Here is a 20,655-nt window from a genome sequence, read left to right as displayed (position 1 = left end):
CTTCACTAACACCCATTCATACTTACTTTCTTAATATCCCCACTTTTGCTCCCATTCATCTAAAGAAGGGGGACATTCAGAGAAAAGCGTTGGGTAGTTCTCATACTTTTGCATTGAAGACTTATACACTGGTTGACTAACTTGATAGTAGCTCGGTGTTTGGAACAAAGGCGAACTATTACTTTCTAAGGTCTTAGCCTCCCCTTCTGTCAGCCCTGAAAACTGATATATGGACGCTATAGAAGATTCAGGGTCAGCAACAACATCTTCATATTTAATGCTTATTGCTCTGTCCCTTAAAATTGGCTCCATTTTTTCCCAGCACGTGAAGACTTTATTATAAGCCTCAGCGAATTGCTCAACGGTGTACAAGTTTATTTCCTCGAACTGTAAACAACTCAACGCAACTGCCTTCGGGTTACGTAGGCAACAAAGTACTTTTGCGTTAGGAAATAAGGTCAACATTGCAGGTAAATAAGGGAAGTTAAGCGGCATCTTATCTACGATGAGTTTATTGCTGTCAACACTAGGAGAATAAGCCGTTAAATGCTCAAGATAGTCATTTGCCAAAGCGTCTAGTTCACTTTGGTTTGTCCGCTTTATATCACCCGTCTCAGGGTCAACAATCTCGCGTTCAACCATCTGGTTATAAAAGGTTTCGACAGCATCTGTTTCTTCTAATAACTCAACATTCGCATTTTTAAGTAACAAACTTTCTATCAATGTCGTTCCCGAACGAGGAAATCCAACAATAAAGAGAATGTTTGTGCTGTTACTTGACGTGTTAACGATAGGAGAAGGTGATACATCAAAACCATTGAGCATGACGCCAGAGGACAAATCTGCGAATTTACTGGAATGAAGGTTATTCACGTTATGTGCGATAAACCTGATGACCTCTTCGGCATCGCTAAAACGCTTGAGCTTTTCAAGGGTTCTAATCTTCTGGTAAAGATGAGGAAGGCTTTTGGGTTGTTTTACTAAGAAGTGCTCGTTAATTCGCAGCCCCTCTTCAAACTCTCCTTTTGCGAAGGCCAACAGCGAACGTTTTAACTCGTGTTGCTCCTTGTCGCCCTCAGCTTGAATTAATTGAATTTTGCCAAGAAACTTCTCAGCTTCAGCTAGCTCACGCCTGTTTTCGTTAATATTAAAGGCCAGCTCTAGTAACTGAATGTTATCGGTGTTTTCAAACTTTCTATTGAGGACATCAAGGTTGTCTTTAGTGGCATTGAGTAGCCAAGAAACATAGTCTAAGTACGTCAGTAACTCTTCTTTATCCGATGAATCAGCGAGGGAAAGTGATTTTTCAAGATGACGCTTTGCATGAACGTAACGCTTCGACTCCAATGCTGACAACGCCAAAAAATAGTGGATCGAATAAGAATCTGAGTACGTTGAACTTAGCATATTACTCTGCTTAGCTAATTCTCCTCTCGAATGAATTCTGTAACAGGCTTCTGTATACAGTTCAGCGCTAAGTTTATCGCTTAGATGAAGACCCTCTCTTTTAATATGCGCGACCAACTGAGACCATTTTTCCTGCTGATAAAGACACTTACTCAGGCTTTGTCCGTACTGAATATTTTTAGGATTTTTTGCTATTGCTTTTTCATATGCTAACTGTGCTTCTTCATATCGGCCAAGCTCAGACATTAAATTTCCAAGTGCATGAAAAGCAACGTGGTAGTTTGGGTTAATTGCTATCGCTTTTGAAAGCTGCTTTTGTGCGTCATCAAACCGCTCAGCTTCTTTTAGCAATAGACCATAATTATACGCCACATCAGTGTTTTGAGGATAATCAGACTGAAGGCTTTCAAATATTTCAAACGACGTAGTAAATTCAGCAACCTTTCCTAGTGCCGTAGCATATACCATTTTTGCCATTGGATGCTGCTCATAGACAGGAGAAAGCGTCGATATGACTCGGCTAAATTCACCGGCACCGAACGCCTGCATTGCTTGATTTATTATTTCTTGAGTAAGTTTCATGAATATTTTATTTTTGGAGATATGTGCGTCTGTAGCAGATTTTGCAGTAATGATTTGTCTATAGTAACACGCTAAAAGTTGAATTTAAGCACCCTCAACTAACCGTGCACAAAACTAAAACCTCGAACATTCACCGAAGACTAGCCACGTGTAGATACTGCAATTACAAGGTGGCCAGTCTTTATTTAGTAGGCTTCAAATTTGATTACCTACTTTCAGCTATTTTACTTTGGCGGCAAGCTCGGCAGTTTCTTTACCCAAATTTTTAAGCTGCTTAATCGTCTTTTCATCCGTAATTGCGCCATCTTCCATAAGCGTATTTACCTTCGCAATAGCCTTTTGGTTCGGCAGCACCATAGTACCTAGATTTTCAAGTAACATTCTCAGTACCACCAGCACGCGCATGCCGCCTAGCCCACCAGCAGACGCAGCCATAATTCCAGCCACCTTACCGCGATATGCTTGTAATGGCTTTTCGCCTTCCCCCATGCGCGATGCCCAGTCGATGGCATTCTTTAGCAGTGCGGGATAGCTTGAGTTGTATTCTGGTGAAGCAATAAGAAAACCATCATGGCTCATTAGCAATTCTTTGAACGCCTGTGCTTTTTCAGGCATACCAAACTCGGCTTCCTCATCTTCATTAAACAACGGCATTTGAAAGTCAGCGAGGTCTATAACGGTAACCTCTGCGCCAGCTTCACGTGCGCCCTCTGCGGCAACTTTCATAATAGCTTGGTTGAATGAACCTTTACGGGTACTACCTGCAAATGCAAGGATCTTAGTCATTTGAGTTTCCTGTCGTTAATTTAAGTAGTGTTCTAGTTGTCTGATTTATAGGAAGCTATCGCCCTATCGGTTCTAATCGAAATGTTATACCACTGTACCTGCGGTTACACGCCGCGATTACGAACATTTTAAGTCTCGCTGAGTACGCAATAATCTATGCCCACTGGTATAACGATCACGATTAGCGCAAACGAGCGTTGTAGGGTTGACGCTTATGTTTCGCATAAAAAAAGGCTGACAATCAATGTCAGCCTCTTTGTTATCAATATGTATGTTGTACCGCGAACACTACATTTTTTCTAGTGTTTCGATGCCAAGTAGGGTTAATCCTTGCTCTAGCGTCTTGGCAACCAGAGCTGACAACGCTAGACGGCTATCGCGTACGGCTGGCTCAATACCGTCTTTTAACATCGGGCACGCTTCGTAGAATGACATAAATGCTGAAGCCACATCATAGAGGTAAGTACACAGTACATGAGGCGTGGCTTCACGAGATACTGTACCAATCACCTCTTCAAACTGCATAAGTAATACAGCTAGCGCGTGCTCTTGTTTCTCAGCAATATTGATATCTACTGGCATGGTGGCCATATCCACGCCCGCTTTTCTGAACAAGCTTTTCACACGGGTATAGGCGTACTGAAGGTAAGGCGCAGTGTTACCTTCAAAACTTAGCATGGAGTCCCAGTTAAACATGTAATCAGTTGTGCGGTTTTTAGATAGGTCAGCGTATTTCACAGCGCCAATACCCACCTTGTGAGCGACTTCTTTAAGCTCGTCTTCGCTTAAATCGTTGTCGCGCTCAGCAATGAGTTTACCCGCACGCTCAACGGCTTCATCAAGCAATTCAACCAGTTTAACCGTGCCGCCAGTACGAGTTTTAAATGGCTTACCGTCACTGCCTAGCATCATACCAAACGGGCAATGCTCGTAAGTTTGCTCTTCTTTCATGAAGCCTGCTTTACGGCCCACAATTTCAGTTTGCTTGAAGTGCAGCGCTTGACGAGCGTCAGTGAGAATAAGCGTACGGTCAGCGTTTAACTTGCCGCTGCGATAGCGCATTGCCGCAAGGTCTGTCGTTGCGTATAAATAGCCGCCGCCAGACTTTTGAACGATGTAAACCGCAGGATTACCTTCTTTATCAGCAAGCTCAGGTATAAACACCACCTGCGCACCTTGGTCTTCTACTGCAAGGCCTTTCGTTTTAAGGTCGCTGATTACGTTGGCTAAATCGTCGTTGTAAGCCGACTCACCCATAATATCTTTACGGGTCAGGCTTACGTTTAGCTTGTCGTACACTTCTTCTGAGTGAGCAATAGACACGTCAATGAACTTTTCCCATAGCGCCAGACACTGAGCGTCACCGCCCTGCAGCTTAACTACGTATTCACGGGCGCGGTCGGCAAAACCTTCTTCTTCGTCAAAGCGTACTTTGGCTTCGCGGTAAAAGTCTTCTAGATCAGAGAGCGCAGTTTCAGCCACTTCATCTTGTAGCTTGTCTGAAAGGTGCGCAAGCAACATGCCGAACTGTGTGCCCCAGTCGCCCATGTGATTTTGACGAATAACGTTGTGGCCCAAGAACTCAAGCACTTTAACCACAGCATCGCCGATGATAGTAGTACGCAGGTGGCCCACGTGCATTTCTTTGGCCAGGTTAGGCGATGAGTAATCAACAACAATGTTTTGTTCTTTTGACTTAGCAATACCTAAACGTGGGTCGGTTAGCGACAACTCACACTGATTAGACAGCCATTCGTCATTTAAATGAACGTTGATAAAACCAGGGCCCGCCACTTCTAGCTTGCTGGCAATATCGTCGAGCTTTACAGTCTCAACAATTTTCTCTGCAATATCGCGCGGCTTTTGCTTAAGCTGCTTGGCTAGCGCCATCGCGCCGTTAAACTGATACTCACCAAATTCAGGTCGAGCGCTGCGCGAAACTGGCACTGGCGCATTTTCTACGCCCATTTCTTGTAGAGCTTCAGTGAAACGGTTAACTAATAGTGCATGTATATTCATAATATATTGTGTCTTTGTTTAATCTTTATTAGCTTAATTTTCGCGCGTGTTCTTGAACTGAATATCAGGGTAGCGCTCTTGCGCTAGCTGTAAATTCACCATAGTAGGTGCGATGTACGTCAAGTTATCGCCGCCATCTAGTGCAAGATTTTGCTCACCTTTACGGCGGAATTCATCAAGCTTCTTCTCATTGTCAGAGTAAACCCAGCGGGCAGTGCTCACGTTAATATGCTCATAAAGCGCGTCTACGTTGTATTCGGCTTTTAATCGCGCGACTACCACGTCAAACTGAAGCACACCTACTGCGCCCACAATCAAATCGTTGTTGGCAAGCGGTCTAAACACCTGTACCGCCCCTTCCTCAGAAAGCTGGATCAGTCCTTTAAGCAGTTGCTTTTGCTTAAGCGGATCTTTCAAGCGGATGCGTTTAAATAGCTCAGGCGCAAAGTTTGGAATACCCGTAAAGCGGTAGTTATCGCCTGACGTGAAGGTGTCCCCTATGCGAATGGTTCCGTGGTTGTGCAAGCCGATGATATCGCCGGCATAGGCTTCTTCTAGCAATGAACGGTCACCAGCCAAGAAGGTCAATGCATCCGAAATACGCACATCTTTACCTAATCGGCTGTTGCGCATTTTCATGCCTTTTTCGTACTTGCCCGACACAATACGACAGAATGCGATGCGGTCACGGTGTTTCGGGTCCATGTTGGCCTGAATCTTAAATACAAAGCCACTGAACTTACCGTCGGTACTTTCGATAGTCCCTTCTTCGGTTTCGCGGCCAAGTGGCGCAGGTGCCCACTCAACCAAACCGTCAAGCATATGATCAACACCGAAGTTACCTAATGCTGTACCGAAAAATACTGGCGTTAACTGGCCTTCCAAGAAAAGCTCTTGTTCAAATTCGTTAGATGCACCGCGTACAAGCTCAAGCTCGTCACGCAAGGTTTCAGCGAGGTCACTTCCTACCGCAGTATCTAACTCAGGGTTATCTAACCCTTTGATGATGCGCACGTCTTGGATAGTGTGACCCTGGCCGCTTTGATACAAAATAGTTTCGTCGCGGTGAAGGTGATATACACCTTTAAAGCTCTTACCACAGCCAATTGGCCAAGTAATTGGTGCACACAGGATATCAAGCTCGGTTTCTACTTCATCGAGCAGTTCCATAGGATCGCGAATATCACGGTCAAGCTTGTTCATGAAAGTCACAATCGGCGTATCGCGCAAACGGGTGACTTCCATAAGTTTACGGGTTCGGTCTTCTACACCTTTCGCTGCGTCGATAACCATAAGGCATGAGTCAACCGCCGTCAGTGTTCGATAGGTATCTTCAGAAAAGTCTTCGTGCCCCGGAGTATCCAGCAGGTTTACTAAGTGATCGCTATATGGAAACTGCATGACCGAGGTGGTTACCGAGATACCACGCTCTTTTTCCATTTCCATCCAGTCAGATTTAGCATGCTGACCTGACTTTTTACCTTTAACGGTACCGGCAGTTTGCAGGGCGCGTCCGAATAACAATACTTTTTCGGTAATCGTGGTTTTACCCGCATCCGGGTGCGATATGATTGCGAACGTACGTCGCTTTTTAATCTCTTCTAGAAGCTTCTTATCTGACATCAACACTTATCTTCGTTATCTATTATCCCTGTAAATCAATTACTTACAGGCGCGTTTCATAACGGATAAGCAATGCTTTTCCGCGCAAATTCAGTATTGCGGTAAAACGCTTGATACGGCTTGGTAATTAATTGCGCGGATTTTAGCATTTTACTGCACGTAACAGTAGAGCGAAATTACATACTCCCTACCGCTTAATTTGCTATGCGACCACTCACTGCTTTTTTTCATGCATACACACTTTCACATCGTTAACCTATTTCAAACATTGTTGTACACACCGTTTACAACACAAGTGACAGACCCTTTTTATAAACCCTATTTATAAAAATAAGGACAACGCCCTGTGATATTGTTTCTAATTTGCGTAGCCGCGCTTATTGCTGGCTACTTTATATATGGCGCCTTTGTTGAGAAGGTATTTGGCGTCACACCAGCACGCCCCACTCCTGCACATAGCCAAAAAGACGGCGTAGACTTTGTTCCCATGTCTACACCGAAGGTGTATCTCGTTCAGCTTCTGAACATTGCTGGCGTAGGCCCTATATTTGGTCCTATTATGGGTGCACTATATGGCCCAGCTGCCATGCTTTGGATTGTATTAGGGTGCATTTTTGCCGGCGCTGTTCACGACTATTTTTCAGGCATGCTGTCAGTTCGCAACAATGGCGAATCTGTGCCTAGCTTATCTGGCCGTTATTTGGGCCGAGGCGCTAAGCACTTTATGAACTTGTTCGCTATTGTGCTGCTTCTACTGGTAGGTGTAGTTTTTGTCTCAGCGCCCGCAGGCATGATCACAAACCTCGTTAATGATCAGACATCATGGCATGTTGAAGTTGGCACCATGGTCGCCATTATTTTTGCCTACTATATTTTGGCTACCATTGTTCCTGTAGATAAAATTATTGGTCGCTTTTATCCGTTTTTCGGAGCCCTTCTTATTTTCATGTCGGTGGGATTATTAGCCGCTGCCAGCTATTCTGACCAGCACTCGATACTTAGCCAATTCACGGCAAGCGATATGCTGACGAATTTGAATCCTAACGATATGCCTCTTTGGCCGGCGCTCTTTATCACTATTGCTTGTGGCGCTATCTCTGGATTTCATGCCACCCAGTCCCCACTTATGGCTCGCTGTATGGAGAACGAGAAGAACGGGCGTTTTGTGTTTTTTGGTGCGATGATAGGTGAAGGTGTGATTGCCCTTATCTGGTGTGCCATTGCCCTTTCTTACTTCGACAATTTAGAAGGACTATCGGCAGCTATTACCAATGGTGGCCCTGGAAACGTTGTCTATGCCTCATCATTCGGTCTTTTAGGTGTTGTTGGTGGCGTACTGGCCTTTCTTGGCGTGGTTATTCTTCCTATTACGTCTGGCGACACCGCATTTCGCTCAAGTCGTCTTATCATGGCCGAGTACTTTAACGTTGAACAAAAAGGTATACGTAACCGCTTGTTCATGGCCGCCCCATTGTTTGTGCTTGGCGGTATTCTTACCCAAGTCGATTTCGGCGTAATTTGGCGCTACTTCGGATTTGCCAACCAAGCAACAGCCGTCATGATGCTGTGGACCGCGTCTGCATACTTATTAAGACATAATAAACTGCACTGGATAACTACGGTACCAGCAATATTTATGACGGCCGTTTGCGTTACCTTTATTCTAAACAACGACACCTTGGGTTTCGGTATGGCGATGAATGTATCGACAACCATCGGGCTTATCGCATCGCTAATCACCACGGTTTACGTCATTCGAATTTCCAAGGGGAAAGGTGAAGCGCCGCTTGAGCCATCATCTGTGAATGTTGAAAAACCTTCCCAACCGGTAGACGCGTAACTACCTACACTAAACACGTGTAATATGATGAGCCGCCCTTTATATAGGGCGGCTATTTATTTTGTACTTTTGACATGGGTTATAATGAGGCTCATTTTTAATCGGCGGTAATATTGGCAAGCATGGAACTCATACTTTCGCTACTTCAACAAATGTGTGTGTATCTTGTGCTCGCATATATGCTGAGTAAGACACCGCTTTTTCTTCCTATTCTCAGCATTTCTTCTCATCGCAAACACCGGTACTTGGTGTATGTAGTTTTTTCTTCCTTTTGTATTCTGGGCACGTATTTTGGTCTGCAAATAGACGACGCCATTGCCAATACCAGAGCCATTGGGGCAGTTATAGGAGGATTACTAGGCGGTCCAGTAGTTGGGTTTGCCGTAGGATTGACCGGCGGCCTTCATCGTTATTCATTGGGTGGTTTTACTGATGTTGCCTGCGCTATTTCCACCACGCTGGAAGGTCTTATCGGCGGCCTCATGCACGTTTACTATGTTCGACAGAACAAAAGTCTAGATCTTTTTAACCCATGGAAAGTTGGTGTCATTACCTTTGTAGCAGAGTTGTTTCAGATGGCTATCCTGCTTACCGTTGCTGAGCCTTTTGAAAAGTCTTACGCACTGGTCAGCGCTATAGCCGCACCTATGGTTATTGCAAATTCTGTGGGGGCCGCACTTTTTATCAGTATCTTATCTGACAAAAAAACGATTTTTGAAAAGTACTCTGCCACTTTTTCACGACGTGCACTATCCATAGCAGATCGCTCAGTGGGCGTGCTCACATCTGGATTCACCCCAGTTAATGCAGAAAAAGTAGCACGTATTATCTATGAAGAAACGAATGTTGGTGCGGTAGCGATTACTGATAAGGAAAAGATTCTGGCGTTTATCGGAACGGGTGCCGATCATCACCTACCAAACACCCCCATATCGTCATCAAGTACGATGGAGTCACTGAACAATAACAAAATAGTCCATTTAGATGGCGCTGAGCGCCCTTATCAGTGCACATTAAACAAAAATTGTCCGCTGGGTTCAGTGTTGATTATTCCACTTCACTCAGGCTCTGAGGTGGTAGGTACCATTAAGCTTTACGAACCCAAACGGAAGTTTATGTCGACGGTTACCCTGTCAATGGCAGAAGGTATCGCTCAATTACTGTCTAGTCAGATTGTTTACGGCGCGTATCAGCAGCAAAAAGATCTGCTCTCACAGTCTGAAATCAAGCTGCTACATGCACAGGTCAACCCTCATTTCCTATTTAACGCGCTCAATACGATTAGCGCTATTATTCGTCGCGATCCCAAAAGGGCTAGAGAGCTCGTGCTAAGCTTGTCACGCTTTTTTAGAATAAACCTAAAGCAAAACACCGCGGTGGTGACACTAAAAGAAGAGATCGACCACGTTAATGCTTATCTGGCAATCGAGAAGGCGCGTTTTGCCGAACGCCTGCAGGTTGCCATCAAATGTGACGATGCTGCCATGTCAGCGCTTCTACCAAGTTTTACGTTACAGCCACTGGTAGAGAACGCGGTTAAACACGGTATCGCCCAACGAATAGAGGGTGGGCATTTAACTTTGAATGTACGATGTACAACAGATAACCACATTCACATTCTCGTTGAAGATAATGCTGGCTTGTACAAACCCAAAAAAGAGCAACACGCAGGTTTAGGGATGGATATTGTAGATAAACGACTTATTCATCAGTTTGGTCAACAAGCAGGCCTGGTGATCGAATGTCGAACTAACCAGTTCACTCGGATGTCCTTTTCCATTCCACACACTCATTACCATTCTCATCAGGGCTAACAATGACTAAGAACTCAGCATTTCGCGCGCTTGTTATTGACGACGAACCGCTCGCCAGAGAGGAGCTTTGCCAGTTACTCAACGAAACCAATGAAGTACATGTCTTAGGGGAAGCCGCGAACGCAATAGAGGGGTTGGCATTAATTAAACAACACCGTCCGGATGTGATATTTCTTGATATAGAAATGCCCCAGCTCTCTGGCCTCGATATGCTGGCTATGCTTGATTTAGACACCATGCCTTATGTTGTGCTGGTCACCGCATTTGAACAGTATGCTCTTCAGGCATTTGAAGATAACGCGTTTGATTACTTGCTCAAACCTGTGGAACCAGAGCGGCTTGATAAAACACTTGCCAGGCTTAAAAAGAGAACTCAGCCCCAAACTGACATTGACGCCATTGCCTCCTCCACGTTAGTACATATTCCTTGCGTAGGTCATCAGCGCATATTACTTCTACCCGAATCTGATATTCAGTTTGCTTACAGCGATGTGGCGGGCGTACATGTTAGATCGCTAGAACAACAAGCAGACACGCAGCTCACTTTGAAAATCTTAGAAGAGAGAACCGCGCTTGTTCGGTGTCACCGGCAATACTTGGTGAGGTTATCATGCGTTGCGGAAATTAAACTCTTGGATAATGGCCTTGCTACGCTTCTAATGAAGACGGGAGATTCAGTTCCCGTGAGCCGTCGATATCTCAAAAAGCTAAAGTCGTTATTAACGCTTTAATCACACCACAAAGGCTGTATTAACTTAAAAAGGACTGAGAGAGTATGCCTAATTTTCAGGCACCGTAAGACAAATAGCCACATTTTCCTGCTCGATGGAGAGCCTTCACCCGTTCAATTCACGCTCAACTTGCAAAATCTCTTTCTCATCTCAATGGCATTTACTTAGCATGCTAAACAAATAAAATAGTTAGCATGCTAAGTAAATCAACGGTTTTTACATGTCATTTTCAGAACCTATGCCACTTCAACTTATTGCGCTTTTTGCCCGCACTGCGCAAAAGTGCAGAAGAACTGTCACTGAATCGGTCGCTCATCTCGATCTTACAGAGTCTAGATGGCGCGTAATGATTCACATGTCATTACTTGGTGAGGGCTGTACGCAACAGATGGTGGCTGAAAGCTTGGAAATAGAAATGCCTAGCTTAACTCGCACAATTAAACAGCTCGAAACTACCGGGTTAATCAAACGCGTTACCGATACTAACGACAAACGAAGTCGCTTACTTTACTTCACAGATATGGGCAAAGGTCGAATGAATGATATCGAAAGTACATTGATGGCGCTGCGAGATGAAGTGTACGCAGGAGTATCTGAAGAAGAGTTACGCATTATGGCTAAATGTGTTCAAAAAATTGAAGTTAATGCCGCAAAATTATTGGAGTCACTTAAGTGAGTCAACGAACACCAGATCAGGAATTTGCTAGGTATATAAAGCTGGCTTTAGTCGCTTTTGCCATCTGTTTTATCTACTTTATTATTGCAGATATACGCATGCCAATGACACCACAGGCGAGAGTCTATCATCAGGTCACGCAAATCTCTCCTCAGATAAATGGGCCGATAAATGAGGTACTTGTCAAAAATAACCAAACCGTCAAGGAAGGGCAGGTTTTATTTGTTATAGATGAGACACCTTACCTAATTGCCCTTGAAAAGGCGCAAATTGATTTGGCAAATGTGGAGTTAGAGAATGCTCAGATAGATGCGAAAGCGGAAGCGATTAGAGCCAAAATAGACGCTGCATCGGCGGTTTACGACGAACGCAATAGTGAATTTCAACGACTCAATTCCTTAGTTCAAACTAAAGCGGTATCTCAACAAAACGTGGACAAAGCGTACGCGCAACTTAAAAGCGCTGAAGCTGAAATTAGTGCGCTTGAAGCCGATCTAAACCAGCAAGTTGTTGCAAGAGGTAAGCAAGGTGACAAAAACCTAAAATATCTAGAAGCGGTAAATGCGGTTAAACGGGCAGAGTTGAACTTAGCCTATACCAAAATTAAAGCACCGCATGACGGCATAATGGCAAACATGCAGGTAACTCAAGGCACTTATGCTAAACAAAGTACGCCCCTTGCCTCAGTTGTCGATAACACGCTAGATGTGGTTGCAGATTTTCGAGAGAAATCACTCGCCAATGTAAAAGAAGGCATTCGCGCTAACGTCGTTTTTGATGCACTACCGGGCAAAGTATTTGAAGCTAAAGTGGAAGAATTTGAAGCTGGTGTAAGCGACGGACAACTTGCCGCCAACGGCACCCTTGCAAGCGTTGAAAAGTCGAATCGATGGGTACGAGATGCACAGCGCCAACGTGTCCACATTAAGCTTGAAGAACAAGAAATATCGTTAAGCCACCTCACCAGTGGCGCTCGCGCTACCGTGCAGATAGTTCCAGACAACCCTATTGAAAGTGTGGCAGCGAACATTCAGATTCACTTTATAAGCCTGCTGCACTTCATTTATTAGACTTAAGTTATGGATTCACAGCTAAGTAAAAATGATGTCCAGCAGATGCTTAGGATCGCCTCCGGCGCCACGTTGGGCTTTGCTATATCGAAAGCGCTGGATTGGCCTAATCCGATATTTTTTACCTTGTACCCTATTTTGTTGCTTGGACTGGTAGCCGTTTTAAATGGTCACATTATTCGACAATTTCTTGCCGCAACTATCTTTCCGGCGGCGGCTGTTTTAGTGGTATACGGCTTGTTCGGAAGCCACCCATTGCTGATCACGCCGCTAATCGCCATCACTTTCGCTTTTCTGTTTTGGCAAATGAGTAAAGGTACGCTGTATTTATTCGGTGCGTTTTCCCTTGTAGGACTTTCGCTGCAGCTACACTTTGCCAGCTACAGCAGCGATGGAATAGATATCTACGCATTAGTGATATCAAACATCGGTGCAATTCAGTTGGCATTGATAATTGCATTCGCTTTGCATATTGTTTTTCCCGATGAGGAGCCGCGCACGCCTTTACCCAAAGCGGCAAAAGATAAAGCAAGTATTCGCCACGAAGTCATATTATGCACCACTGTCGCCACGCTATCGTTTGCTGTATTTCAAACCTTCGACTTAGTAGATTCGATATCAGCACAAGCAGCAAGTGTATTGATTCTTTTTCCACTGTGTTGGAAAGGAGCCACATTGAGTGGCTGGCAGCGAGCGCTGGGCACGCTAATTGGATGTAATCTTGCCCTGCTCGCCCAGCTCATTTTGCTCAACTACAGTGACACGTTGTTTTTCGCAAGTTTCAGCTTATGGATATTGGTATTTTTCATCAGCCGCCAGCATGTGCTTAGCGGTGGTGGTGCTGGCACTGGCTTTGGCGTACTTACCACATTTGGCATTTTGTACGGCCAGTCACTCTCTCCACAACAGGATATTATTTATAGTGCGCTGTATCGCTTTTCATCGGTAGTCGTAGCTATTGCACTTAGCCTGTGCGTTATTTATGTAGTACACAGTCTACTTAACAAATTCCAGCCTACACGACACCACACGTTTACTTAAAAGACCTGTAGTTATAACGCTTACTGGTTAAAATTTGTGGACGAAAAGTTGATTTGCTACTTCTAGGGCCTGTTGACCTTTGGTGTACAAATTTTGGTCTAAATGGAAGCATTTTAATCGCGAAACAGTCCTGCAAGCCTAGCGGGCTAAGTTAAAGGACTGTGACAAAGAGTAAAAGGCTTCCATAACGACCCCTTCGGGCAGCGCCTTTGTGCCATCTATACTGCGTTGAATGTTCTCGATTTAGAACCACTAAACCGTCAAACATTCGCCTTGTCTAGATGGCACACAGACCGCTGCAAAAATGTACAACAAAGGTCAACAGACCCTTGAAATGTACTGACCCAATAAAAAAGGCTTCGACGATATCGTCGAAGCCTTTAGGCGAGCAGAGGAAGCCTTTAGATCGCTAAGGATAGAGAAGGACCTTAATCATTCCGGCTTTATGAAACCGCAACCACTGCCTTTCGTTTGTCTTCTTTTGAAAATTGCAGCGCGTTGTTCAAATTATCGAATTCAAACACGTTAGGTATTTCGACAACCAACATTTGCGCAGCAACTTGCTCAAGTAGAGCCTCACCGTCTTTCACCAAACGCTGCCACTGTGACAAATCGCCATAATCATGCAGCGCACCGAGCGCTATCTCATGATAAGAAATAGTACGCGTAAAAGGCGCATCAACAGGCACTTCAATACGACCTAGAATACTCACTACGTGACCATTTGCTTCAAGAAGCGGTACAAGTGACGCCGCATAGTCTGGCCCGTTCGCGTCGAAAAGTGCGTAAAATGTTTGTCCTTCAGGTTTAACGCGATGGATGGCTTTTACGCCCATCTCATCGGCTTGCTCTTGCGAAAAGCTCCCTGAGATAACATGTACATTAAAACCGGCCTGAGAAAGCATTTGCGCCAGCAATTTGTTAACGGCGCCCATACCGCTGACTAACACGTCAGCCCCTTTTCGGACCGGCACTTTACTAAACGCTTGCCAGGCAGTAAGCATTGGACATGGCAACGCAGCAGCTAGTGCAAAATCAACGCTTTCCGGCACGACCATTACACGGCTAGCATACACTTCACTATGATCGGCAAAACTTCCGTTTTCACCTAGACTATGATGGTAAGCCACACGCTTACCCAATAGATTGTTATCAACGCCCTCACCTACAGCGACAACAACACCCGCACCGTCCACACCGGGAATGTGCCCTTTTTCCCAGTCGCGCGGGTTATCATCGATAAACTTCCAGTCAACTGGGTTAATGCCAATAGCATAGTTGCGCACGACAATACGCCCTGCCTTCGGCTCAGAAAACTCGCGCACCTGTTTTACCAGCGATGCGCCAGCTTGTTCAAATTGCCAAACGTTAGCTTGCATAAAAGCTCCTTAACACAGTGATTTTTCCGATTAGTCCCACGCAGGTGAAAAATCTGGGTTAGCTTGACGGTCGCCACAATCTAGCGCGTCAATCTTTGCGATATCGTCAGCGCTCAAGGTAAGTTCAAGCGCTTTGAAATTGGTTTCCAGGTTCTTGCGTTTAGTCGACGATGGAATAGTGACTAAACCATGGGCCAGCTCCCAGGCTACCACTACCTCAGCAGTGCTCACACCATGCTTATCTGCAATTGCGATGATGGTCTCGTCTTTTAGCACTTTACCAACAGCAAACGGCATATATCCTGTTACTGTGATACCGTGTTTCTCACACGCTGCACGCACTTTTTCATTAGTAAGATAAGGGTGTACCTCTACCTGATTCGTGGAAATAACGCCCTCGCCCAAGATACTCACCGCTTCTTCAATTTGTGCCACGGTAAAGTTAGAAATACCAACTTCTTTTGTGAGTCCCAGTTCCTTAACGCGCAGCAATTCACCTAGGTACTCTTCCATGCTTTCGCCGTTTTCCGGTGACGGCCAATGAATAAGTAGCAGGTCAACGTACGACAGTTGAAGCTTTTCCAAACTCTCTTTTACGCTATCCACAAAGCTTGCTTTATTCAGCTTGTCATTCCACACCTTGGTGGTGACATAAAGGTCTTCACGTGCAACAAGATTGTTTGCAATAGCGTCTTTAATAGCGCGACCTACCGCTTCTTCATTGCCGTAAATTTGCGCCGTATCAATGTGACGGAAACCCACTTCAAGTGCCATTGTCACGCTGTTATAGGCTTCATCGTCTTTTAAGCGAAACGTGCCTACACCTAGCGAAGGAATTTTAGATTGTGACTGATTTACATTCGGCATGATGCCTCCTTGTTGGTTCCGTTATTTATGAAAGTGAGGTAATACGTTGTCAGCAATACGCTGCATCGCGCCTTCTACTGGTTGCGTATTACGTCTGAAGTGCAGGCCAATATGATCAACCCCCGCGTCTTTCATTGCATTGAGTTCTTTGATAAGCCCATTTACACCAGTTTCAACCCCGAATCGGTGGCGTTTTATGGGCGCTTCATCGTCTTCAACCAAATTAAGATGAATAAAGCTAACGTACGGCTTGTTGCCCGCGACATTTCGCCATAGTTCTACGCGCTTTGCATGGTCGTTCGGTGTACCTGGATACGCCAACCAACCGTCCATATTTTCTCCAACCCACTGAGGGCTTTGCTGAGCGAGCCCTGCAACGTACAAAGGCGGCGTGGTTGAGCGCGGTAACAGCGACATGCCAGGCTTAAGGGAATTCTCACCGTGCTTTACAATTTCCAGTGACTGCCTGAATTGCTCGCCGCGACTGTCAAAATCGACATCGAACAACGGATACTCAACCGGTCTATCCCCACTGGCTACACCGAGTATAAGGCGGTCGTTACTTAGCTGCTGCACCGTTGCTGCCGCCTTTTTAACAAGCCATGGCTGCCTAAGAGGCAAAACAACAGCGGCTGTGCCTAATAGAATATTGTCTGTAATACCCGCTAAATAGCCCAGGTAAGTGAAGGTTTCGAAAACCTGAGCTGCATCACCAAAGCTAGGGTCGTAAACCGGTACATCTCGTACCCACGCTGCTTTAAACCCTAGTTTGTCGGCTAATTGAATACGGCTGTGATGCTCGGTCATATCAGGTACGCCGAATGGCGTACCTTTTGTGGCGTCGAAATGCGCCCAGTCGTTATCTAGCGGAAGCTCTACACCTACTGAGAACGTATGTTGTGCAAGCTTATCAAAGGTATTTGTCGTCATTATGACCTCCCTACGCGCTCGTTGTGCTATTCGCCGTATTCGCAGTACTGAGTGCGCGCTTGTCTAAGTAGCCGCTGTAACGTGTAACAAGTAACGCTGCCACAGAAATAATTGCGCCAATCCATGCGGTATCAGATAACTGCATGCCGTCTACAATTGCACCTCCCAGAATTGAACCCACTGCTATGCCAATGTTAAATGCCGCGATATTTAAACCTGACGCCACATCAACAGCATTAGGGGTAAACTTCTCTGCTAATTGAACAACGTACACCTGAAGTCCTGGAACATTGCCAAAGGCGAAGGCGCCCCACACTAAAACGGTGATCACTGCGGCAACTTTACTGCCCATGGTAAACGTCAGGGCAAACAAGATGACTGCAAGGGCTGAAAAGATGATAGTTAACGCGCGGATTGGGCCTTTTTTGTCAGCAAGCTTGCCGCCATAAATATTGCCTACCGCGACAGATACACCGTAAACAAGCATAATTAAGCTGATAGCTGAGGGCGCAAACCCCGCCTCTTCCTGCAATATAGGAGCGAGATAGGTGAATGCCGTAAATGTGCCGCCATAGCCTAATATCGTCATTAGATACACTAATACCAGACGAGGCTGAACCAACACCTTCATTTGTTCACTCAAGGTGGCCGGTTTACTTTGTTTAAGGTTGTTCGGTACCAGCAACGCACTGCCAATTAGCGCAAGTGTGCCAAGCGCAGAAACCACAAGGAAGGTTGCTCTCCAACCGAAGTTTTGACCAATCCAGGTACCCAAAGGTACGCCAGTAACTAAGGCTACGGTTAAGCCCGTAAACATTATGGCAATAGCACTGGCTTCTTTTTCTTTCGCCACTAGCCCTGTAGCAATAGTTGACCCTATGGAAAAGAACACACCGTGCGCTAAGCCTGTCAAAATGCGAGCTAAAATTAAGCTCTCGTAGCTAGGCGCTTGCCAAGCAAGAATATTACCAGCCACAAATAGCGCCATTAAGCTAAGCAGAACATGCTTTCTATTCCACTTTCCCGTAAGGGCGGTAAGAACCGGTGCGCCAACGGCAACACCAACGGCGTACAAGCTTACCAGTAAGCCTGCGCTCGGTAACGTAACGCCAAGATCAGTAGCAATGGTGGGGACAAGCCCCACTATCACGAACTCTGTTGTGCCAATAGCAAACGCACTTAACGTTAACGCAAATAATGCAATAGGCATTTCAATTATCCTCAAAAAGTAATTAACGAGATGGCTTGATTAACAACGCCACCATTGGCTTCTAGAACGAACAACTACACCGTTTTTTGAAAGCCATTAATAAAGTGCGTACAGTTTGACGATAAATTTATTTGCAAAAAACAGCACTAATGACAAAATACTTTTGCGATATTTGAAAATATAAGGTGTGCGATGCCAGTCTCATCAAAAACTGAAGATTTAGAAGCGTTCCTAACCGTTGTGGATACAGGTAGTTTTTCCAGTGCTGCCAATCTACTCAATCAGCAGGTTGCAAAAGTTAGTAGAGCAGTTACTCGTCTTGAAGATGGCTTAGATGTAACTCTATTGAATCGCACTACCAGACGGCTGGAATTAACAGAAGAAGGTGAGCTTTTCCTGCAATATGCCAGAGACGGGCTAAATATATTAGAAAAAGGTGAAGAAGCATTACGGCTATTAAAGCGGGCTCCTTCTGGAAAACTTCGGGTTGATGCTGCGAGCCCGTTTGTGTTCCACCAGCTAGCGCCGTTAGTGGGTGAATTTCGAGAAGCATTTCCTGACATAACACTCGATATCACCAGTCACGACAGCATTATCGACCTGTTGGAACATAAAACCGATATCGCAATACGTATTGGTGATTTAAGCGACTCTAACTTGCACGCTAGACGTTTAGGAAAAAGTAAGCTGCATATTGTGGCAAGCCCACAGTATCTTGAAAAATATCCCATATCTGAAGGTGAGGATGGAATTAGCACGCTAAACAAACACAAACTGATTGGCTTTAGCGACTCACCAAGTCTAAATAAATGGCCGCTCAAGCAAGATATTAACTTGCAGTACAGTCTTCGTGCGTCAAGCGGCGAAACTATTCGCCAGCTGTGCTTGGCAGGTCAAGGTATCGCGTTACTTTCTCACTTTATGGTACACAAAGATATCAGTGCAGGCTCGCTGGTAGCGCTATTTCGTGACGACATCGTCAGCCCAAACCGCAGAGAGTCGGTACAAGCGGTATACTATAAAAATAGCGCGGTATCGTCTCGTATCTCTGCGTTTTTAGATTTTATACAGCCTCGACTAACTCTTTAACTTACCTTTATTTCGCGTGGCCTTTACCTAATATTTTTTTAAGTGTGCTTTGGGGGAGGCCATTTACTATTAGCGCGGCTATCATCAATATTGCGCCGGCCATAACCATAGGCAGCAGCGTTTCTTTAAGCAATATCACAGAGCTTACATAACCCACTATCGGCGTAAGTGTACTAATAAGTACAATTTTATCTGGTGGCAATTTAGGCCCCGCTGCTACCATAAGCCCAAAGCCGAGACCCGTTGCCACTGGCCCAATGTACGCCAATAGTAACCAATCGCTTATATCGTAAGCCCCAAAATTAGGTGTTGGTTCAACTATCAGTGCAATAGCAAGCATGGCGAAACCTGCGATGGTAAACTGCCAGAAGACAGCTTCAATGACGCTTCCCTTCCACTTATGAAAAGACACTCTTCGAATAGCGACCGCCCACAATGCAGATGCCAGCAACATACCAAAGAGCGGTAGCCATGCGCCCGGTTGTCCCGAAGCAAATAAAATCATTGCACAGCCAATGGTAGATATACCGGTTAGAATTAATCGCTTAGAAGGCGGACGTTGCCGATACCATAGAGTGTCGATAAGCAGCATCCAAAGCGGTGTAGTGTAAATAAGAATACTGGCCGTGCCGGCAGGAATAAACTGCAGTGAGACAGTAATAAGCCCCATTGATAGGATAAACTGGAAAAAGGCAACGACAAACACCACCGAGCGATCTTTACGATTGAGCACCGGTAAACGTTTTTTGGTGATAAGTACAAACAGCGCGAGTACCGGAAGGCTTAACAAGAAGCGCAAGCACACCATCCATACAGGCCCTACAATCTCAAGCCCTAACTTCATGCCTGGCCAGTTAAGCCCTAAACACAACACCGCAACCAAAAGCATTTTAATGCCTTTTGATTGCTCTTTTTCCGCCACCGATGATGAAGACATGCGTTTTAAAAAATCCAATTACACGAACTGCGTTAAGAGAAGTTTCTACCGCCTGGTAAGCTGAATGTAGGCGGAGAATTTTGTGGGCGCAAATATAAGTGAATTAGCAAGGGATTAAAACCTTCCTGACCGTGTAAACACGCCAATTTATCGACCAAATGGTCAACTTTTTAAAACCTTGTGGAAACTTTGCTATACGGGTGGTTAATCACTGATAAACACTTTGACTTACAGGTACAATGCAACAGACAGCAGCTTCCGCTCACCTCTTTCTATTTTGCTTACGCTGTGCATGTACTTATCTGGCCGAAAAAAGTAAATGCGGTTAAAGAGATTAAAGATGACTTTCTCTGCCCAAAATTGACCGCCGCGCTTCGGCTTTTTTAGTACTACATTAAATTTAAAGTAACGCCCGCTGCCCATAGGGTCATTATGTTCTAACACGCTATGACCCTCTTTGTAGGTAACCACATTTATAGCAAATCGTTTTGATGAGATTAAAGCCTTGTTGAGCACTTTAGCCATGCTATTTCTACCTTGATTGATGGGGACGTGTTCTAATTTAAACACGCACGGCTATGGTCTGGAAGCGTATGCTGAGTTCAGATAATGCTTTGATATACGCGAAACGTATATGCCTAGGAATACAAACAC

17 protein-coding genes are annotated in these 20,655 nt (G+C 45.1%); 7 read left to right on the top strand and 10 right to left on the bottom strand.

Annotated elements, in window-relative coordinates:
* Positions 1 to 30 precede the first annotated feature (30 nt).
* The 4 genes from ACFI6L_RS03700 to prfC form a co-directional block, all read right to left on the bottom strand.
* Positions 31 to 1,989: a tetratricopeptide repeat-containing sulfotransferase family protein gene (locus tag ACFI6L_RS03700; protein WP_462573434.1), complete on the bottom strand. Its 1,959-nt coding sequence runs from the start codon at positions 1,987 to 1,989 to the stop codon at positions 31 to 33.
* 219 nt (positions 1,990 to 2,208) lie between these two features.
* Positions 2,209 to 2,775, bottom strand: a complete 567-nt coding sequence (locus ACFI6L_RS03695; RefSeq protein ID WP_014975958.1) for an NADPH-dependent FMN reductase — start codon at positions 2,773 to 2,775, stop codon at positions 2,209 to 2,211.
* Between the two features lie 288 nt (positions 2,776 to 3,063).
* A complete protein-coding gene (gene argS, locus ACFI6L_RS03690; protein WP_462573433.1) occupies positions 3,064 to 4,794 on the bottom strand; it encodes an arginine--tRNA ligase in 1,731 nt (576 codons plus the stop codon).
* Between the two features lie 33 nt (positions 4,795 to 4,827).
* Complete coding sequence (prfC, locus tag ACFI6L_RS03685) at positions 4,828 to 6,417, bottom strand: peptide chain release factor 3 (RefSeq protein ID WP_014948726.1); 1,590 nt, start codon at positions 6,415 to 6,417, stop codon at positions 4,828 to 4,830.
* A gap of 346 nt (positions 6,418 to 6,763) precedes the next feature.
* Here prfC and ACFI6L_RS03680 point away from each other — a divergent pair, with 346 nt between their 5' ends.
* The 6 genes from ACFI6L_RS03680 (at position 6,764) to ACFI6L_RS03655 (ending at position 13,589) form a co-directional block, all read left to right on the top strand.
* The gene (locus ACFI6L_RS03680) at positions 6,764 to 8,257 is read left to right on the top strand and encodes a carbon starvation CstA family protein (protein WP_014948725.1); all 1,494 of its coding nucleotides are present in this window, start codon (positions 6,764 to 6,766) and stop codon (positions 8,255 to 8,257) included.
* Positions 8,258 to 8,379: 122 nt separating this feature from the next.
* Entirely contained in the window at positions 8,380 to 10,071 is a 1,692-nt protein-coding gene (locus tag ACFI6L_RS03675; RefSeq protein WP_423089272.1) for a LytS/YhcK type 5TM receptor domain-containing protein, read from the top strand.
* Positions 10,072 to 10,073: 2 nt separating this feature from the next.
* The gene (btsR, locus tag ACFI6L_RS03670; RefSeq protein ID WP_462573432.1) at positions 10,074 to 10,802 is read left to right on the top strand and encodes a two-component system response regulator YehT; all 729 of its coding nucleotides are present in this window, start codon (positions 10,074 to 10,076) and stop codon (positions 10,800 to 10,802) included.
* A gap of 220 nt (positions 10,803 to 11,022) precedes the next feature.
* The gene (locus ACFI6L_RS03665; protein WP_014948722.1) at positions 11,023 to 11,478 is read left to right on the top strand and encodes a MarR family winged helix-turn-helix transcriptional regulator; all 456 of its coding nucleotides are present in this window, start codon (positions 11,023 to 11,025) and stop codon (positions 11,476 to 11,478) included.
* On the top strand, positions 11,475 to 12,548 hold the full coding sequence (locus tag ACFI6L_RS03660) for an HlyD family secretion protein (protein WP_049585766.1): 1,074 nt from the start codon (positions 11,475 to 11,477) through the stop codon (positions 12,546 to 12,548). Before ACFI6L_RS03665 ends, ACFI6L_RS03660 begins: the two co-directional genes overlap by 4 nt.
* A gap of 9 nt (positions 12,549 to 12,557) precedes the next feature.
* Positions 12,558 to 13,589, top strand: coding sequence for a DUF2955 domain-containing protein (locus tag ACFI6L_RS03655; protein WP_462573430.1), 1,032 nt, complete (start codon positions 12,558 to 12,560; stop codon positions 13,587 to 13,589).
* Positions 13,590 to 14,032: 443 nt separating this feature from the next.
* Here ACFI6L_RS03655 and ACFI6L_RS03650 read toward each other — a convergent pair whose 3' ends face one another.
* Genes ACFI6L_RS03650 through ACFI6L_RS03635 form a run of 4 tightly spaced genes read right to left on the bottom strand, consistent with a single transcriptional unit; the run spans position 14,033 to position 17,975 of the window.
* The gene (locus ACFI6L_RS03650) at positions 14,033 to 14,968 is read right to left on the bottom strand and encodes an alcohol dehydrogenase catalytic domain-containing protein (protein ID WP_462573429.1); all 936 of its coding nucleotides are present in this window, start codon (positions 14,966 to 14,968) and stop codon (positions 14,033 to 14,035) included.
* Positions 14,969 to 14,998: 30 nt separating this feature from the next.
* The gene (gene dkgB, locus ACFI6L_RS03645) at positions 14,999 to 15,835 is read right to left on the bottom strand and encodes a 2,5-didehydrogluconate reductase DkgB (RefSeq protein WP_110287720.1); all 837 of its coding nucleotides are present in this window, start codon (positions 15,833 to 15,835) and stop codon (positions 14,999 to 15,001) included.
* 21 nt (positions 15,836 to 15,856) lie between these two features.
* Positions 15,857 to 16,765: a TIGR03571 family LLM class oxidoreductase gene (locus tag ACFI6L_RS03640; protein ID WP_278347137.1), complete on the bottom strand. Its 909-nt coding sequence runs from the start codon at positions 16,763 to 16,765 to the stop codon at positions 15,857 to 15,859.
* Positions 16,766 to 16,775: 10 nt separating this feature from the next.
* Positions 16,776 to 17,975 (bottom strand): MFS transporter, encoded by a 1,200-nt coding sequence (locus ACFI6L_RS03635; RefSeq protein ID WP_156078058.1) that lies wholly within the window; start codon positions 17,973 to 17,975, stop codon positions 16,776 to 16,778.
* Positions 17,976 to 18,167: 192 nt separating this feature from the next.
* Here ACFI6L_RS03635 and ACFI6L_RS03630 point away from each other — a divergent pair, with 192 nt between their 5' ends.
* On the top strand, positions 18,168 to 19,064 hold the full coding sequence (locus ACFI6L_RS03630) for a LysR family transcriptional regulator (RefSeq protein WP_014948715.1): 897 nt from the start codon (positions 18,168 to 18,170) through the stop codon (positions 19,062 to 19,064).
* Between the two features lie 7 nt (positions 19,065 to 19,071).
* On the opposite strand, the gene ACFI6L_RS03625 is transcribed toward ACFI6L_RS03630, so the two are convergent.
* Together ACFI6L_RS03625 and ACFI6L_RS03620 are read right to left on the bottom strand one after the other, a co-directional pair.
* Positions 19,072 to 20,001, bottom strand: coding sequence for a DMT family transporter (locus ACFI6L_RS03625; RefSeq protein ID WP_014948714.1), 930 nt, complete (start codon positions 19,999 to 20,001; stop codon positions 19,072 to 19,074).
* 228 nt (positions 20,002 to 20,229) lie between these two features.
* Positions 20,230 to 20,526 (bottom strand): hypothetical protein, encoded by a 297-nt coding sequence (locus ACFI6L_RS03620; RefSeq protein WP_014948713.1) that lies wholly within the window; start codon positions 20,524 to 20,526, stop codon positions 20,230 to 20,232.
* Positions 20,527 to 20,655: the final 129 nt, after the last annotated feature.

This window comes from Alteromonas sp. G4i35 (assembly GCF_054960375.1).
This window is presented reverse-complemented; position numbering and strand designations above follow the sequence as displayed.

What these genes read in the sequence shown, in the direction of transcription:
- ACFI6L_RS03700 (WP_462573434.1), bottom strand. Translation starts at nt 1,989, where the DNA reads ATGAAACTTACTCAAGAAATAATAAATCAAGCAATGCAGGCGTTCGGT.
- ACFI6L_RS03695 (WP_014975958.1), bottom strand. Translation starts at nt 2,775, where the DNA reads ATGACTAAGATCCTTGCATTTGCAGGTAGTACCCGTAAAGGTTCATTC.
- argS (WP_462573433.1), bottom strand. Translation starts at nt 4,794, where the DNA reads ATGAATATACATGCACTATTAGTTAACCGTTTCACTGAAGCTCTACAA.
- prfC (WP_014948726.1), bottom strand. Translation starts at nt 6,417, where the DNA reads ATGTCAGATAAGAAGCTTCTAGAAGAGATTAAAAAGCGACGTACGTTC.
- ACFI6L_RS03675 (WP_423089272.1), top strand. Translation starts at nt 8,380, where the DNA reads ATGGAACTCATACTTTCGCTACTTCAACAAATGTGTGTGTATCTTGTG.
- btsR (WP_462573432.1), top strand. Translation starts at nt 10,074, where the DNA reads ATGACTAAGAACTCAGCATTTCGCGCGCTTGTTATTGACGACGAACCG.
- ACFI6L_RS03665 (WP_014948722.1), top strand. Translation starts at nt 11,023, where the DNA reads ATGTCATTTTCAGAACCTATGCCACTTCAACTTATTGCGCTTTTTGCC.
- ACFI6L_RS03655 (WP_462573430.1), top strand. Translation starts at nt 12,558, where the DNA reads ATGGATTCACAGCTAAGTAAAAATGATGTCCAGCAGATGCTTAGGATC.
- ACFI6L_RS03650 (WP_462573429.1), bottom strand. Translation starts at nt 14,968, where the DNA reads ATGCAAGCTAACGTTTGGCAATTTGAACAAGCTGGCGCATCGCTGGTA.
- dkgB (WP_110287720.1), bottom strand. Translation starts at nt 15,835, where the DNA reads ATGCCGAATGTAAATCAGTCACAATCTAAAATTCCTTCGCTAGGTGTA.
- ACFI6L_RS03640 (WP_278347137.1), bottom strand. Translation starts at nt 16,765, where the DNA reads ATGACGACAAATACCTTTGATAAGCTTGCACAACATACGTTCTCAGTA.
- ACFI6L_RS03635 (WP_156078058.1), bottom strand. Translation starts at nt 17,975, where the DNA reads ATGCCTATTGCATTATTTGCGTTAACGTTAAGTGCGTTTGCTATTGGC.
- ACFI6L_RS03630 (WP_014948715.1), top strand. Translation starts at nt 18,168, where the DNA reads ATGCCAGTCTCATCAAAAACTGAAGATTTAGAAGCGTTCCTAACCGTT.
- ACFI6L_RS03625 (WP_014948714.1), bottom strand. Translation starts at nt 20,001, where the DNA reads ATGTCTTCATCATCGGTGGCGGAAAAAGAGCAATCAAAAGGCATTAAA.
- ACFI6L_RS03620 (WP_014948713.1), bottom strand. Translation starts at nt 20,526, where the DNA reads ATGGCTAAAGTGCTCAACAAGGCTTTAATCTCATCAAAACGATTTGCT.